Annotated in this window: 15 protein-coding genes and 1 pseudogene; 5 read left to right on the forward strand and 11 right to left on the reverse strand. The window is 40.7% G+C overall.

Annotation, left to right across the window (positions count from 1 at the left end; translation table 11 throughout):
- Positions 1-170 precede the first annotated feature (170 nt).
- The 8 genes from IKW96_RS00160 to IKW96_RS00195 all read right to left on the reverse strand — a co-directional run bounded on the left by IKW96_RS00160 (position 171) and on the right by IKW96_RS00195 (position 7,085).
- A complete protein-coding gene (locus IKW96_RS00160) occupies positions 171-527 on the reverse strand; it encodes a hypothetical protein (RefSeq protein ID WP_296568748.1) in 357 nt (118 codons plus the stop codon).
- Positions 528-666: 139 nt separating this feature from the next.
- A complete protein-coding gene (locus IKW96_RS00165) occupies positions 667-1,011 on the reverse strand; it encodes a YolD-like family protein (protein WP_296568750.1) in 345 nt (114 codons plus the stop codon).
- Positions 1,004-2,257, reverse strand: coding sequence for a DNA repair protein (locus IKW96_RS00170; protein WP_296568754.1), 1,254 nt, complete (start codon positions 2,255-2,257; stop codon positions 1,004-1,006). The genes IKW96_RS00165 and IKW96_RS00170 overlap by 8 nt, the downstream gene beginning before the upstream one ends.
- A gap of 284 nt (positions 2,258-2,541) precedes the next feature.
- Complete coding sequence (locus IKW96_RS00175; RefSeq protein ID WP_296568758.1) at positions 2,542-3,165, reverse strand: DUF6037 family protein; 624 nt, start codon at positions 3,163-3,165, stop codon at positions 2,542-2,544.
- 233 nt (positions 3,166-3,398) lie between these two features.
- Entirely contained in the window at positions 3,399-4,607 is a 1,209-nt protein-coding gene (locus IKW96_RS00180) for a Fic family protein (protein WP_296568762.1), read from the reverse strand.
- A 368-nt stretch (positions 4,608-4,975) separates the two neighbouring features.
- The gene (locus IKW96_RS00185; protein WP_296568766.1) at positions 4,976-5,569 is read right to left on the reverse strand and encodes a relaxase/mobilization nuclease domain-containing protein; all 594 of its coding nucleotides are present in this window, start codon (positions 5,567-5,569) and stop codon (positions 4,976-4,978) included.
- The gene (locus tag IKW96_RS00190) at positions 5,539-5,823 is read right to left on the reverse strand and encodes a hypothetical protein (RefSeq protein WP_296568770.1); all 285 of its coding nucleotides are present in this window, start codon (positions 5,821-5,823) and stop codon (positions 5,539-5,541) included. The genes IKW96_RS00185 and IKW96_RS00190 overlap by 31 nt, the downstream gene beginning before the upstream one ends.
- A gap of 335 nt (positions 5,824-6,158) precedes the next feature.
- Positions 6,159-7,085 carry a DUF1848 domain-containing protein gene (locus IKW96_RS00195; protein WP_296568774.1) on the reverse strand — a complete coding sequence of 309 codons (927 nt, stop codon included), beginning with the start codon at positions 7,083-7,085 and terminating at the stop codon, positions 6,159-6,161.
- Positions 7,086-7,418: 333 nt separating this feature from the next.
- Here IKW96_RS00195 and IKW96_RS00200 point away from each other — a divergent pair, with 333 nt between their 5' ends.
- The 5 genes from IKW96_RS00200 (at position 7,419) to IKW96_RS00220 (ending at position 10,759) form a co-directional block, all read left to right on the forward strand.
- Complete coding sequence (locus IKW96_RS00200) at positions 7,419-7,703, forward strand: DUF960 domain-containing protein (protein ID WP_296568778.1); 285 nt, start codon at positions 7,419-7,421, stop codon at positions 7,701-7,703.
- Between the two features lie 55 nt (positions 7,704-7,758).
- Positions 7,759-8,868 (forward strand): amidoligase family protein, encoded by a 1,110-nt coding sequence (locus IKW96_RS00205; RefSeq protein ID WP_296568782.1) that lies wholly within the window; start codon positions 7,759-7,761, stop codon positions 8,866-8,868.
- 1 nt (position 8,869) lies between these two features.
- The gene (locus tag IKW96_RS00210) at positions 8,870-9,022 is read left to right on the forward strand and encodes a hypothetical protein (protein WP_296568785.1); all 153 of its coding nucleotides are present in this window, start codon (positions 8,870-8,872) and stop codon (positions 9,020-9,022) included.
- A gap of 1 nt (position 9,023) precedes the next feature.
- On the forward strand, positions 9,024-9,998 hold the full coding sequence (locus IKW96_RS00215; protein WP_296568789.1) for a class II glutamine amidotransferase: 975 nt from the start codon (positions 9,024-9,026) through the stop codon (positions 9,996-9,998).
- A 125-nt stretch (positions 9,999-10,123) separates the two neighbouring features.
- A complete protein-coding gene (locus IKW96_RS00220) occupies positions 10,124-10,759 on the forward strand; it encodes a recombinase family protein (protein WP_296568795.1) in 636 nt (211 codons plus the stop codon).
- Here the strand turns inward: IKW96_RS00220 and IKW96_RS00225 are convergent.
- The 3 genes and pseudogenes from IKW96_RS00225 to IKW96_RS00235 form a co-directional block, all read right to left on the reverse strand.
- A pseudogene (locus IKW96_RS00225) lies at positions 10,663-10,869 on the reverse strand (flavodoxin family protein); the annotation flags it as partial. The gene IKW96_RS00220 and the pseudogene IKW96_RS00225 sit on opposite strands and share 97 nt — an antisense overlap.
- A gap of 125 nt (positions 10,870-10,994) precedes the next feature.
- On the reverse strand, positions 10,995-12,020 hold the full coding sequence (locus IKW96_RS00230; protein ID WP_296569075.1) for an aldo/keto reductase: 1,026 nt from the start codon (positions 12,018-12,020) through the stop codon (positions 10,995-10,997).
- Positions 12,021-12,193: 173 nt separating this feature from the next.
- On the reverse strand, positions 12,194-15,334 hold the full coding sequence (locus IKW96_RS00235) for a serpin family protein (RefSeq protein ID WP_296568798.1): 3,141 nt from the start codon (positions 15,332-15,334) through the stop codon (positions 12,194-12,196).
- Positions 15,335-15,401 lie beyond the last annotated feature (67 nt).

The following is a 15,401-nucleotide window of genomic DNA, read 5'->3' on the forward strand; positions in this document are numbered from 1 at the left end:
CCATTGAGGTTATAGTAAAAAAGTGCAACCACTCATTTCTGAAAAGGTCAAGATACAAATTATCTAACAAATAAATTCTCACATAATATAAAAAAATAAAGGATAAATAAAAGTAAATCGGGGCTGAATCCCCGATATTTCAGTATTCTGTTAATAATCCTCTTTATCGTTTATAGTTTTTCGATGCAATGGTTCTTACAAACACTACAATATAGCTTTATTTGACCTTTATCCCAGTTGATTCTGTCCATTTGAATCATTTTCTCGTCTTTTCCCCAACATACAGCGCAATAACAAACCTTTGGATTATCACCTTCAAGTGTTAAATACGGCTGTTCATGCCTAACAAACCTTTGCTCCGTTTCTTTGGATTTTTGTAGTTCTGAATTCTCTTCGCGTAGTTTTGCTATTTCAGTCTGCATATCCAAGGCCTGTGAACTTAAATCAATGAGTTGTTTGTAAAGCTCGACGTTATCAGCTTTTTGTGCTATTCCGATTGCGTCTTTTATTCCTTCATAAAGTCCCATGTTAATTCTCCTTTCACGTTTGGTGATTATTACTTCATTTTTTGTAGTTCTTTAAGTCATGTGTAACCGCCCCACCAAGGGGGGCGGCTGAGCATTTCTTCTATGTTGTGATTGTTTTCAGGAGGAAAATGGTGATACTCTAAAAGCATACGTCTTTACCGAGCATCTCAATGGTGTAGATGTCATCGAAAGGGATAGTAGTCTTTATGACCTTAAGCCTGCGGTAAGGGAGATTGATTTCGGTTACTACTCCCTCAATGTTTGTATAAGCGTCAATGTCGTAATATCGTATCTTGACGGTTATACCTACACGAAGCTTATTCAGAGTATTGGACAATTCCTCGGCTTCGTCTTCACTAAGCTCCTTCCGAGGTTCAGTTATACGTTCCTGAAGCTTTACGCATTCGTAGTAGCCTTTGAGAGCTGCAAACGGTGCGAACTGAACAGCTCTGTCTGCGTGCCGCTGCATATTCATCTTATCCATTATGACCACCTACCATAGTATTTCGTTTCATACCTGTAGCTTTATCAAAGAGATTGAAGCCTTTGAGAAGAGCGTTCTTGCCATATCTGTTGCGGATTCCGACCATAGCTACCTCAAGCTGTTTCTCGTTTTCTTCGTCATCAGGATCCTCGAAGAAGCTGAGCTGCAAATCAGGCTCATATGTAAGATTTGTTAGCGCAATTCCTATCTGTCGTATACCGTACCCTATCTTTACCTTATCAATATAGAGCTTACCGAATGCTGCCTGTATCTTTTTGATGGAGCAGGTTGCCTGTATAAGCTTCATAGATCCGCCTGATGAAGGCGTACAATCCTTGGAATATCGAATAAACAGCGAGATTCCCTTGGCGTAGAGATTGTTCTCCACCAGCTCAAGCACAAGATTCTCAACCATTTCCTTCATAACTATACGAGCACCGTCCACATCATAATCCTCGAATAGTATCTGGCTGTTGGATAGGGAGCGGCTTTTACCTCTGTAGTTGTGAATTTGTTCCATTGTACACGGCTCACGTCCCCATGCATGGTCAATAAGGAACTCCGCATTTACTCCAAATTCCTTATACAACAATGTCTCAGGAAGTTCAGTAATACCTTTCATATCAAATACACCATATTTTGCCAGCCTTGCAGCTATTCCACGCCCTACGTTCCAGAAATCAGTTAAAGGCTGATGCTTCCATAAAAACTTCTGATACAGTTCTTCAGTAAGAATACCTATGTGTTCAGGCACATGCTTAGCTACAATATCCATAGCTATCTTGGCAAGATACAGATTCGTACCGATACCAGCGGTAGCGCAAATTCCCGTCTTGTCCATAACTGCATTCATCAGCATCTTTGCAAAGTCCTTAGCCTTGCAGTTATACGTTGACAAATAAGGCGTAGCGTCGATGAATACCTCATCGATGGAGTAAACGTGGATATCCTCAGGAGATATGTATTGAAGGTAGATACCGTATATTTGAGCAGATACCTCAATGTACTTACGCATCCGGGGCATTGCGATCTCATACTGAATGTGCTTGGGAATCTCAAAAATACGGCATCTGTTCTTAACACCCAGCTCCTTTAACGCAGGAGAAATAGCCAAAGTTATAGCACCATCGCCCCTGGTTGGATCAGCAACAACAAGCGGAACCTTGAATGGATCATAGCCTCTGGCGACGCATTCAACGGAAGCATAGAATGACTTAAGGTCTATACACAAATACACTCTTCCCATATCTCCGCCTCCTCACACTTGTCATTTTGCCCCTCTGAATGTAAAACAATTCTATCACAGAACAGATGTTCTGTCAATGACTTAATTTGAATTTCTCGAAATTTCATCATAGCCGCCAATGAAATCGAACATATTTTCGGCAGAATAAGCAAACTTGGACTATTGCTTATATTATTCAAAAGGATAAAAAGATACCGCCCACATCACACCGGGCGGTACTCATAGCTATCTTATTGATTATTTTAAGGATTACATTTTTGACATGGAGTATCTATTAAACATGTTTATCTGTTTGCGAAATTAGAAAAGATTGTTGCATCATCTTTTTCTTGGCTTATATCTATTGAATAACAGAAGCTAATACTTGTGTCATTAGCAAATAAATCAAATAAGTTTTGCCTCAGTATTTTAGTCTTATCTGAGTTGAATTCTGTTCTTGTGCTTCCTTGTGGATTCCTTCGAACACCAATACAATATATTTTTCTTGGATCTTCTGAATCACTTTTGCTCAATGAAGAAACAATCGCCTTTTTTTCAATGTCATCAATAGAATTCATGTTTGGCATTGAAATAGGAATCGAACGACCAAGTCGTTCAGTGAATTGTTTTATAATATCTCCTGAATTATGAGTTGATTCAATTCCAAAATAGTTTCTAAATTCCTGAGGGTTGTCTATAATTAAACGATAGCTGTTTGCTTCAACAATATAATCATCTCTTAAATCATTTTTATTCATAAAATGTAGTTTTACTAATGCATATTCACTGACTCTTCGTTCGCTTGCAACGAAACGTTTAACTAGGACAATGTACTCTATCTCTTTATATGTAAATAGGAAACAACATATAGTCCATCCATTTTTAGCCATATCATCTTTTAGATATTTTAAATTACTTAAGTCCCCCACAATAAGCACCTCTTTTGTAGAAATATTTAATTTAAGTATATCACATTTATAATTCAATGTCAATATATAAGCAAAAAAGAACATTATTCTATTTCATAGCGTCCTATTTCAAACCTACTGTAATGGACAGAGTCGATTTCATAAGAAAACACATTGAACCGTTTGTGTGTAATTTGGTCTAAGGCAATAACTGTATAAACGAATTGCCGCCTTTAAAGGCGGCAAATTTATTATTATACATCAAAAAGTTTATCTGCTTCATTAAGGTCAAGAAGATAATACTTCCTGCCTTTCTGACGATTTTCAATGAGCAGTGTATCAGGTATCATCCTTAACCTGCTCCGTAAGGTATTCTCCGACAGTTGTAGCTGAGAGAGGAGTTCTTCACGGGAGATACCAATATTGGAGAATAATGCAGCTTGTATCAGGAGTTCGTACAAATGAGCAATATCGGTCTTTTCAGCATTTGGCAAGCTGCCGATACGCTTACAGTAGTAATCCCATTTATACTTCTTCTCTTCCAAAGTTTCCAGCAGCTGTTGCAGTGATATCTCCAATATATTCAGAAACATTTCCACAAACGGCGTAAGTTCGGCTTTGTTGTGAGCATCATTGCACACGTCAAAAGCCTTATAGTATTTGGAGATGTTTTCTTTTACTGTATAAGAAAGTCGGTATCCTATCAAGGGATTGAGCTGACGTGATAACAGATAGCTGCTGATGAATCGGCTCGTTCTGCCGTTACCGTCGTAGAATGGATGAATATATCCGAACAGATAGTGGAATACAGCTATCCTGATGAAGATATCGATATCATCATCGTTCAATACAGCAAGACTCTGGTTCATAGTATCGATTATCTTACTCTCTGGTGATAATCCTTTGTGGATAACCTTCTGAGTTGCAGACTGTACTTCAACGCCTGATTTACGGAACATTTTACCATCAGGCAAATTCTCAGGATCAGTTGCTTTTATTTCTTCATAGAAGATATCATCATAAACCTTGCGTATATCCTGACAAGTCTTAAAGGTCATAGTCTGATTATCTTCCAGTGCAGCATACTTAGCAACCAGTCCAACGAATCTATTGCGTTTATCCCGCGTTGACAGATCCTGTAAAATCTCGCCTATTTCTTTTCTGGTACTGTGCACACCTTCGATGTTATTAGTAAGTAAGATCTCATCTATCAGACATTTGGAAGTGAACTGAGATATTGCAAGCTGAGGGAGTGTATTAGCTACAGCATCAACAGCCTTGTCCATACGTTCAATTGATATTATCTGTTTGTATATCTCAGGAGTCTGACAGATAAACGCAGAATCATTCCCGATATTTACATTCAGGTGTATTGTCGTATCAGCGTTATATCTGCTGTTGTACTCTTCCTTGTATTCTTTTGCTCCCATATGGAATAGAGCTTTAAGTGTTTTCCTTGACATATATCTCATCTCCTCCTGACAGTTGCCGTTGTTATTATCTGAAACTCAAAATCAAATATGCATTGAGTCAATACGTGATATCATTTTGAAACAAAACGCAAATACCGCTGATTTTGCGTTTCTTAAAACGATTATATCACACTTAAGCGCAAATGTCAACTGGGAATGGATTATACATGAGTAGGAAGTGATATCACCTGTTGCTTAGTGAATCATGAGTTAGTAACTTACGAGTATGTTATTGCCTGATATAAGCCAAATGATACAGAACAGCTCTCCCGGCACAGAGGCCGGGAAGATATATGATCTTGAAAGCTGTTCTCGGTATTATTACGATTGGGAAATGTTTTGTTTATGCAGCGTTAGGCTCAATCATTCTTGTTCTTACGCGGATAGAAGATTCTTGTAAAATCTTTCTTTTCCTCAGTATTGCTGGCACCACCCTGAATAGTGTTCGGTTCGGGAGATTTATTCTTCCTTTCGATGACAAGCTCAACCGGCTTCTGAATTACATCAGCCATTCTCTGAGCTAAAGGGTAAGTGACTTTGTTTGTTGGATGAAGCATCTTTCCTGTTTCCAGGTTTGTTGTACCCACAAAGTCGTGTACGTGATAATCTGACTTCACATGTTCCTTTTTGTGAACTCCCATAAGCATCACGTATTCGTCTTTGAGAGGATCTATTACCTGATCAGCTATTTCCATAGCCGTTTCAGCATCAGGTGCTGTTTCTTTCAAAAGCGACATCATGAGATGGATAAATTCGTTCTTTCCTTCATTTCCGTGATATTTCGCTAAATCATCAAACTGCGTCTTTGCTGTTGCGGGATCTGTAGCATCAACGCCGTATCCTATCAAACCTACACAGTCTTCGTTTGATGGGTATTTTGTTGCATTCTTAGAATACTCTTCTCCTCCATCTGCGTGCCAGATTACTTTGAGGATGTCAAAATCTTTGTCCATAACTTTCTTTCCTCCTCCTGAGCTTTCTTAACCTTTTCTACGTTTCCTGTGCTTGCACCTTCGTAGCATAAGTTGATGATAGTTTGTGTCTTTGCGAGAAATAACGGATAATTTGTGTCAACACTACCTTTGTTCTTTAATCTGCGAATTGCTTCTTTGGAAAATGTAGTATTCTTCTCCTTAGCAACTTTCTCGATATCCGAGATCGTATCATTCGGAATTCTCAGAGTCTTTGGGCTTGTACCTGTTTCCATGAGTTATAACCTCCAGTTAATTTGAATTCAGAATGTTGACACCTGTATCGTATGTTCCGGATTATTCGAATCAAACAACTCAACAGAACATTCACACTATCACCTGTATCATGAATATGATTATTGGAATGATGTTGTATCTGTCATGATATTTGATCTATATACGCGCGTGTGTCTTTCAAGTAATACTTGTATATTACTAGATAATAATATACTAGATAATACTAGTATAATACTAATACAGGTATAAAGTACATTTGTCATACATTCTTACTACATAGTACAAATTCAGACAAAAAATATCCTCTCGATTGTTCGGGAGGATAGAATCATATTCAGAACAATGACAACTGTCCGTTTATCCAGCTGATCTGCTCCGCCTTATGGATTACTTCATCGTCATGGAGAGTTCCGACAAGGAACGGTGACTTCGGATCATGTTGTCGGATATTAAGTCTTACATTTTCTCTGTTATAGTTGGCATAACAGTACTTACACAGATGACCGCAGGTATCATAAGCTCCAATATCTGTACCAAGAACGCAGCTGCACTCCGCACGCTGCGACTTCTTTTTTGGAATATCAAGGTAACTTCCGATAGCTGCCTCAAATGTTTCTTTGGTCATGCAGCCGTTACAGTCTACACCATACTGCTCAAGGTCATTTCCCTCAGCGCAGGCTTTTATCGTTATTCCGTAACACTGTCCAATCTCTGCGAAAGCCTTACCAATAGCGATACGCTCCTGTGGAGTTACTGTTCTTGCCTGCGGAAAATTCCGCTTGACCTTTTCATACAGGTCAATAAAGCTAATAACACAAACTTGTGTATATCCTGAAAGCGTATTACACATTTTCTTGAAGTCTGATGTATGGCGTTCTAAAGTGTAGGTACTGTCAACGAATATAGGATCATACCTCCAGCCAATACAGTTGACGCCGACAGCTTTTGAGAGTGTTATAAAGTCCTGAATTACCTTCTCCTTAGACGGAACATTCGGTTCAACGTCATTTTCGTATGGAGTTATCGTCACGAACCAGTACTGATGGAAGCGTTTGAGCTCGTCGATGTGTTTAAGCATCGGAGCAGGATTCTTGGTACAGAAGGCTATACAGTCCACTACTTCAGGATCGAGCTCATATCGTGTTATCCAGTCCTGACGATATGGATTCCGCACAAGAACGTAGCCTTCGCGTATCCTGTTCATGAACCATTCTGAGTAAAATGCGGGGATATCTGTCCGCATACCTGTGTTTATTATCATTTTTCTTCCTTTTCCCTCACAACAGTGATATTCAAACATCACTGCTGCTATGTATATATGCTGCTGAGCCGCCCGTAATGGGCGGTATAGGCAGATCAGATGTATTCTTTTCAGTCTTTATTATATTATAATGAGAAACAGAAAGCAAAGTCAAGAGAAAATTCCGATTATTTTGATTTTTGATAGATATATCATTATTATGTAATAATAATTGTTGTTACATTTTTGGCCGCTTACAGGCATATTCCTATTATTTCTTTTTTTCGTATGTATATTGTTAATGTGACATAAGCTTTTGTCACCAGCAAAAATGCGAAAGGAGGAACTGATCCTGTGTTTGATAACAACCGATACCTGACCTGTGGCGTTGATAGTGCGATTCCGTTGGAGTTACAGCTGTTTCTTTGGGAGTGTGTAGAGCGTATGCCTGCTCCAAAAGACTATTTGCAGGTCTTTGAACTGAGTGCGGAAGGTCCTATGCAGGCTGTAATCCATAGCTCAGAAGAGCCAGAATACCGTATGACGTATCTTATACCGTCAGATACGCCTATTACAGAAAAGCTGTATATCATAGATGACGGCGATCACAGCACAATGCTTTTAGCAGAAGAATATTGAATGTAAAGCCAGCCCCTTCGGGGGCTGGTTCATTTTGTTTACGGAGGTTTTTACAATGGATGAAAAGAACGAAAATGTCTTGTATTGCTCTCACTGCGGAGCAGTCATAGGCGATGACGAAGATTACGAGACTATTGACGGGGAAATCGTCTGTACAGACTGCATAGAGCAGCATACTACTACATGTGACAGATGCGGAGCTATAATCTGGACCAGTGAAAGCTACGGCGATGATTACACCACGCTTTGTAGTCACTGCTATCACAATCACTACACCCGATGCAGCTGCTGTGATGCGCTATTACACGAAGATGATGCTTATCATCTTGACGGTTACGATTATTGCTCGGAATGCTATCACGATGAAGTCGATAAGAACCGCTCTATCCATGATTACGGTTACAAGCCTGAGCCTATCTTTTACGGTGATTCCAAGCGGTATTTCGGTGTTGAACTGGAGATTGACGGAGCGGGTAAAGACTCGGATAACGCCGATGAATTACTTGTTATTGCCAATAAAGACGACGAACACATATACATCAAAGGTGATGGCAGTCTCGATGATGGTATGGAGCTTGTAACCCACCCAATGAGCCTGGATTTTCATAAGCAGTTTCAGTGGGAAGATATTATGAAAAAGGCTATATACCTTGGATATCGCTCACATCAGACAAGCACCTGTGGACTCCACGTTCATGTTAATCGTTCCTGTCTAGGCGATAGTCGTGAAGAGCAGGATGAGGTTATAGCACGTATCTTATACTTCATCGAACATCATTGGAATGAGATGCTTAAGTTCAGTCGCCGGTCTGAGTACAGTATGAATCGGTGGGCTGCGCGATATGGCTTTGAAAAGACGGGACGTGAGATACTGGATAAGGCAAAGAAAGGAAACAACGGCAGGTATGCAGCTGTGAACTTAATGAACTACACCACAATCGAGTTCAGACTTTTCAGAGGCACGCTCAAGTATAACACTCTTATTGCAGCGCTTGAACTTGTAAACGCTATCTGCGATCTCGCTATCAGCTTAACTGATGAAGGTATAGCACAAATGTCATGGTCAGAGTTCGTTGATACAGTGAAAGAACCTGAGCTGATACAGTATCTGAAAGAACGCAGGCTCTATATCAATGAAGAAATCGAAACACAGGAGGATATGTAAAATGGGCTTATTATCAGATTTATTCGGTATGGACGAAGATACCGAGAAAGATATAAAGGACGTGCTAAAGACGGTCGGTGTTATCGCTACAATACTTTTTGCAGGCGGTGCTATTGACGGTATCGGTTGCGATGATAATAAGGAGGATAATTGATATGTGCGCATTATTTGGATGGCTCGATTATAAAGGAATTGTTCCGTATAGGGTACTCAAGAAGCTTACCCAGGCTCTGGCAAATGCTGCGGAAGAGAGAGGCACGGATGCAGCAGGTATAAGTTATATTCACGACGGTAAGGTCACTATATTCAAAAGACCTAAGCCAGCTCATAAGCTGCACTTCAACGCTCCAGCAGAAACAAAGGCAATTATGGGACATACGCGGTTAGCTACCCAGGGCGATAAGAAGCAGAATTACAATAACCATCCCTTCGCAGGTCATGCTGATAAGGAGTTTGCCTTTGCACATAATGGCGTACTCTGGAACGATAGAGATTTACGCAAGGACGGAGTAATTCCCAATACATACATAGATACAGATAGCTACATCGGTGTTCAGCTCATAGAGAAACAGGGAAAGCTCGACTTTGACTGCCTTCAGTATATGGCTGAGACAGTTGAAGGTAACTTCACCTTTACCGTACTTGACCAGTACAATAGCCTATACATTATAAAAGGAAGCAACCCGATGTACCTGCTCCATTTCGAGACAATAGGTCTGTATGTATACGCAAGCACTGAAAGCATTATGAAGAAGGCTCTGAAGCAGTTGGGACTTCATAAGTTCGAGTCAAAGCGTATTGATACAGAAGAAGGAGAAATACTCCGCATTGACAAAAACGGCATAATTAATCGCTCACGGTATGAACCTAAGATATATCGCTCCAAGTACATGAGCTGGTATGATGATGACCTCTCTTCTTATTATAATATGCATGAAGAAATATTGCTGGCATACTGTGGCTGCTATGGTGTGGACAGTGCAGATGTGGAGCTTTTGCTGGAGTATGGTTATACCTGTGATGAGATTGAAGATATGCTCGCAGATCATATTCTGCTCCGAGAAGCACTCAGGGATGTAAAGTATATGTGCGGTGAAGATGTTTATGAGAGTTACTGCGGAGCTTTTTAAGTCCAAAATAGTTTACTTTATTGGACACCTAGAAATTGACCAAAAAAGTGTACATAAAAGTCCCATTTGGACTTTATGGACGTCCACAAAGTAACACCCACATTTTTGGACAAATTGGAGGTAATATGGACAACAGAATCTATAGATACGCCCGAGTATCTACCCGGGATCAGAATGAAGACAGACAGATTGAAGCTCTCACCATGTTTGGCGTACCTAAGCAAAACATTATCATCGACAAGGCTTCTGGTAAGGATACCGAACGTGAGGGCTACCAGTATCTAAAACGTCAGATACTCCGTAAAGGCGATACCATTGTTATCAAGGAACTGGACAGGCTCAGTCGTAACAAAGCTGATATAAAGCGAGAATTAGAAGAGTTCAAGGGTATGGGAATCCGTGTAAAGATACTGGATATCCCTACAACGCTCACTGACTTTCCGCCGGAGCAGGCATGGGTGCTGGAAATGATCAATGCTATACTCATAGAGGTACTTGGAGCAATAGCCGAGAATGAGCGTAATAAGATACGCGCTCGTCAACGTGAAGGCATTGCAGCTGCAAAGAAGAAAAATGTCCGCTTTGGACGTCCACCTAAATCTCTACCTCAAAATTGGCAGCAGATAATAGCTGATGTCCACAGCGGAAACAAAAAGCCTGTAGAAGCAATCTCATTTACTGCATCATTGAATACACAACGTCCGAGCTCAGAGCATTTTCCGCAGGCAATACATCCGCGGATATTCTTGTTGCCTATCTGACAGACCTCTGTCTCAATGCCCTCCGCCTCAAATGTTCTGACCAGCTCGTTCACTGCGACAGATGTGTTGCCATCAGTTCTCGGGCTTCCGTTGATTATAAGTACTTTCATTGAATCTTCCTCCTTATAATTTCGCTGAACACATTTCAGCATAAATATCATCAATACTGAGAAACGCCTGAATGTAAAGTGATTTCCGCCCATAAGGGCGGAAATAATAATTATCCATGTATCATCTATACTTCATCAGGATGCTCTCCCGACCATCCTCTCTCAGGGAGACTTGAAAGGTAGGACATATCGTCTTCAGCAATCCTGAAACCAAATATATCAAGATTTTCCTTCATTCTTTCCTTTAATGAAGCTTTCGGGATAACAGGAATACCTCGCTGATTAAGATATCTGAGCAATAATGCAGCATTTGTGCAGCCGTATTTTGCGGCTATATTTGATACTGTACCGTCATTTATAAGTTTTGCTCTGCCAAGCGGGCTCCATGCCTGTGGAAGTATGCCCTCTTTTCTGAGGTAAGAAAGCGTATATTCCTGCATATAACCAACGTGGAGTTCAAGCTGGTCTACCATAGGACGGATTCGTGCGACTTCTAAAAGAGGTCTTATATGGTGCTGAAGGAAATTAGACAAGCCTATGGCCTTTACTCTTCCCTGCTCATATAACTCCTCCATTGCCGCCCATGAGCCGCTGACTTTTTCAAACCATTCATCATCATTCCCGTCACTCTTAGGCCAGTGTATAAGATACATGTCAAGATGATCGGTTTTAAGCTTACGGCAGGATTCTTCAAATGATCTCAGCGTTTTATCCCTGCCAAGATCAGTATGCCATACCTTGCTGCACAGGAAGATCTCATCTCTCGGAATACCCGAATGTTCAATAGCTTCACCGATCTGTTCCTCGTTTCCGTATACTCTATCAAAAATAGTAGCAATATCATCGCGACCTTGAGGTATATATACAATAAAGCCCTCTCGTCCTCTTGTAAGCAATACCCTATAGCTATTATTTCTGTAGGTTATTTTTTCGTCATCAGTGCCTTTGAACTTCCACTGATCATTAATCCATCTGGCATCATTGCCCCATCCAACAATTGGCATATCTATTTCCAATCCTTGACAGTCAAATTCTGTGATTGCAACAGAAAGAGCGCAACAAGAGTCAGGGTGATTTGATTCCTTGTTAAACCAAGGAGCAACCTGCCAGCGTCGGTACGAACCATCAGGATATAGTTTCGCTCTATCTATTCACATTTAAATGCTGATCGTCACGCTCAATTTGTACAGGAACTCCAAGTAATCGTCATGGAAACATAATATCTTATATGAACAGCAGCTCTATTGTGGGAGCTGCTTCTTGTAATCTGAAAAAACCCGGCTAGGCCGGGTTTTTCATTGTTTTTTCCTTTAGTTTGAAAAATTTATTCTTCAATCATGGAAGCAGCACCTATAAACAGCGGGATATTATTCTTATCAACTATCATGTATACAAATGGTCTGTCCAGATCAATGGTGATCTCTTTCTTTTTTTGTGGTGACATACCGCCCCAGCCGTCCATTCCTACGGAAGTTACAGCAGCAGCCTTTGTGCCGCTTTCGGTTACTTCTATCTTTGTTTTGTGCAGCACATCGCCGATATAAAGAATGGGAGCGTATGGAACAGATGCATCATAAATTTTTGTGAAGTCAGCTGTATGGTAATCAAAAGCAGTAGTCATTCCCATTTGTTTGAGTACATCTTTCAGAGATGTATCATAGCTGTAATCGAATTTTGGCATTATAACAGTGAGATCATATTCTGAGGGATCTTCACATTCCTTCAGATCGTCAAAGAGCTTTTTTGAGTCAAGGCCGTTTACATACCCGATGATATCCTTATCACGTGGAAGTATTCCAATGAAGCTGTAATTTCCGTTTATATAAGGCTTTTTGAAAGCGTCGGCATCACCGAGGTCGAAATACTCATACTCAGTATTTCTCATTTTTGTGACATCATGCTCAACGCCTTTAAGGTCAGTAAATTTTCCGTTGTAGGTGTTGGTATATTTGTTTGCCCAGTCTGCCTCAAAGTAAAGGGTATTGATAAGCAGCATAAGTTTTTCAATATCGCCTACGGGGTCGAGATCTCCTTTGTTCAGGAGAACAGGTATCATGCCCTTTGTATTGGTATTTACCCAGCTGTTCACGTCCTTGACGGTCGAATCGTCGAAAGCAGACTTGTATATCTCCGAACTGTAGTACTTTTTATTTGTCTCAAGGAATTTTTCATTTACCTTGAATTGCTCTGTATTTTTGAACCATACGGAATTTGCAAGGTAGACCTTTTCATTCTGCTCGTCGGGAAGCTCATTCATATAGTATGCCATATACTCGTTGATCTGATCTATTGTCAGACCGTTTCCGAGAAGCTTTTCCATTTCATCTCTTGTCTTGCCGTCAGCACCGTTTGCAGTCATTGAAAGAGCTGTGGATATTGACATAGGTGATATAAGGAAATTCTCTTTTCCCGGTTGAGTAGGATCAAAACAGTTTTTCAGCAATTTCACGCCAAGATCCATTTCTGCATATGCGAAATCATCGTCAGAAACTTTTCCCTCGGAGGCTAAGACATCGACTTTATCGTCAAGACGTATGCTGCCGATCTCGGTAACTACATTGAACTCTTTTTGTATACCGAGTAGGAAATCCTGCAACTGCCGCAGGTCGTCACCGTCTATTACACCATTAAAGTTGATATCGCCGTTGAGCAGCTGATCCTTACTGAGCTTTTCAGTGGTATTGCCTGAAAGCTGTTTTCTGTAGACGATCGCGTCATATGAGTCAACAACACCGTCATCGTTGATATCGCCGTAGTAAAGTATATCGGGAGATTTTACTGATATCACGCCCTCGAAATTATATACTGCGCCGCTCTTATACTGACGGTCGGCTAATTCAGGAAAGTAACTATACGAAAGTACACTTATGGTAGCCTTAGAGCCTTCGTGCAGCATTGAGAGAAGAGAACGATTCTTTTCTATGATCTCAGTTTGCCAGTCGGTATCATCGGGGTCTGTATCAGGGGGCAAGGTATTGGGATAGAAGAATAGTTCTATGAAGGACATTCCAAAGCCGCCCCATTCCCACGCCTTATTATCTGAATTGTTCATTGAAAGGGTGACAGAGCAGTATTCTTCCGAGACGCTCACGTTCTGTATATTTGCGTCCTCGAAAACATATTCATAGGCTTGCAGATCAGACGTCTTTGCTGCGGGAGCTTTGCTGCTGCCAAAGCTTATATCATTCCGTGTAAGATCTAAAGTACCCGCTGCACCGCAGTTGTGGAAGGAGAGCTCAACGGAATATACTTCTGTACCGTTGGAGAGCTCCTCTATATTGCTCATATGCGCATAAACGTCAATGCTGCTGCCATAAGATGCAGAATCGCCTGTATCCTTTCTGACTGCAATGTAGCTTTCCTCATTGTAAGAACTGAATTCTCCTCTGTACCTGTATAAGCCCTTATAGAGGTCGTATTCATGCCCGTTGGCAGTATATGTCTTTACAAGCTCAGCATTAACAAACGAAAGCTGATTGCCTATGCCCATGGATTTTTCATAGCTCCCGAAAAGCTCTTCCACACTCATGCCCGATACTTTTTCGGCTATACTGAATGATATGCGCTTGTCAGGATCAATATCATGCAAATAGAATTTATACACGATACCGTATTTACCTTCAAGGCTGTCGCTGACCCGATAATCAATGGAGATATTGTTTTGGGCATTCAGTTCATAGGCGGAAGTTCTTGACAGATTTTTCTCCACATACGAGTCAACACAATTTTCAGTATACATTAATTCGTATTCCTTGGCGTTTATGGTAAAACAGCCATTCGGACGGGCGGTCATTTCACTTCCGCGCATTACATAATACTCGGGAGAATAAAAATCATAGCCGTCCAAAATGATATAACCCATGTAACGCTTTGAGATCTCGGAGTATACCTTGCATGAGATCTCCTTGTCCTTGTTTTGCAGTGCGGAAAGCTCACAGTTACAGTCATAATTGCTGCCGTCAAGAGCTGCGCTGCTCAGTTTACCCGTTACGAGCCCAAAATGCTTTGCGCTCTGTATAAGCTCGTAAAACGGAAATGCAAAGCCTTCGGCAGGGAGACTTTCTTCACTGCATACATGATAGAATATGTAATCATTATGATCTGTCTCTATCTCGGCAAGGGTGGTATTGTACATTATACTTCCCTTTTTTCTGGCTACAAGATATGTTTCGCCGTCTGCTTCGACAGTTCCTGCGTAATTAATGATCTTCTGAGTTTGCAGATCATTTTCGGTGATATTTTTGAATTCAAGTGTGCTGTCAGGAGCTTCCATAACTATCTTTGCATAGTTACATGCGCCAAGCTTATCAATGGTACCGACGGTCCTGTCTGCATTGGTACTTCCATTACTTGTTATTCCCGAAAGCTTCGCATTAGCCGTAAGCGAAACTGTCGGTATAGCAGCCGTCAGAAATAAAGCAGCTGTGACTGCCGAAGCAGCCCGTCTAAAAAAATTCAATGCCATAATACACCTCCATAAAAAAACAGATTATATCAGAATAGAGTTTTCTATAATGATTTTACATCATTTA

This window comes from Ruminococcus sp., from assembly GCF_017549005.1.
Lineage (GTDB): Bacteria > Bacillota > Clostridia > Oscillospirales > Ruminococcaceae > Ruminococcus.

What these genes read in the sequence shown, in the direction of transcription:
- IKW96_RS00160 (WP_296568748.1), bottom strand. Translation starts at nt 527, where the DNA reads ATGGGACTTTATGAAGGAATAAAAGACGCAATCGGAATAGCACAAAAA.
- IKW96_RS00165 (WP_296568750.1), bottom strand. Translation starts at nt 1,011, where the DNA reads ATGGATAAGATGAATATGCAGCGGCACGCAGACAGAGCTGTTCAGTTC.
- IKW96_RS00170 (WP_296568754.1), bottom strand. Translation starts at nt 2,257, where the DNA reads ATGGGAAGAGTGTATTTGTGTATAGACCTTAAGTCATTCTATGCTTCC.
- IKW96_RS00180 (WP_296568762.1), bottom strand. Translation starts at nt 4,607, where the DNA reads ATGTCAAGGAAAACACTTAAAGCTCTATTCCATATGGGAGCAAAAGAA.
- IKW96_RS00185 (WP_296568766.1), bottom strand. Translation starts at nt 5,569, where the DNA reads ATGGACAAAGATTTTGACATCCTCAAAGTAATCTGGCACGCAGATGGA.
- IKW96_RS00190 (WP_296568770.1), bottom strand. Translation starts at nt 5,823, where the DNA reads ATGGAAACAGGTACAAGCCCAAAGACTCTGAGAATTCCGAATGATACG.
- IKW96_RS00195 (WP_296568774.1), bottom strand. Translation starts at nt 7,085, where the DNA reads ATGATAATAAACACAGGTATGCGGACAGATATCCCCGCATTTTACTCA.
- IKW96_RS00205 (WP_296568782.1), top strand. Translation starts at nt 7,759, where the DNA reads ATGGATGAAAAGAACGAAAATGTCTTGTATTGCTCTCACTGCGGAGCA.
- IKW96_RS00210 (WP_296568785.1), top strand. Translation starts at nt 8,870, where the DNA reads ATGGGCTTATTATCAGATTTATTCGGTATGGACGAAGATACCGAGAAA.
- IKW96_RS00215 (WP_296568789.1), top strand. Translation starts at nt 9,024, where the DNA reads ATGTGCGCATTATTTGGATGGCTCGATTATAAAGGAATTGTTCCGTAT.
- IKW96_RS00220 (WP_296568795.1), top strand. Translation starts at nt 10,124, where the DNA reads ATGGACAACAGAATCTATAGATACGCCCGAGTATCTACCCGGGATCAG.
- IKW96_RS00235 (WP_296568798.1), bottom strand. Translation starts at nt 15,334, where the DNA reads ATGGCATTGAATTTTTTTAGACGGGCTGCTTCGGCAGTCACAGCTGCT.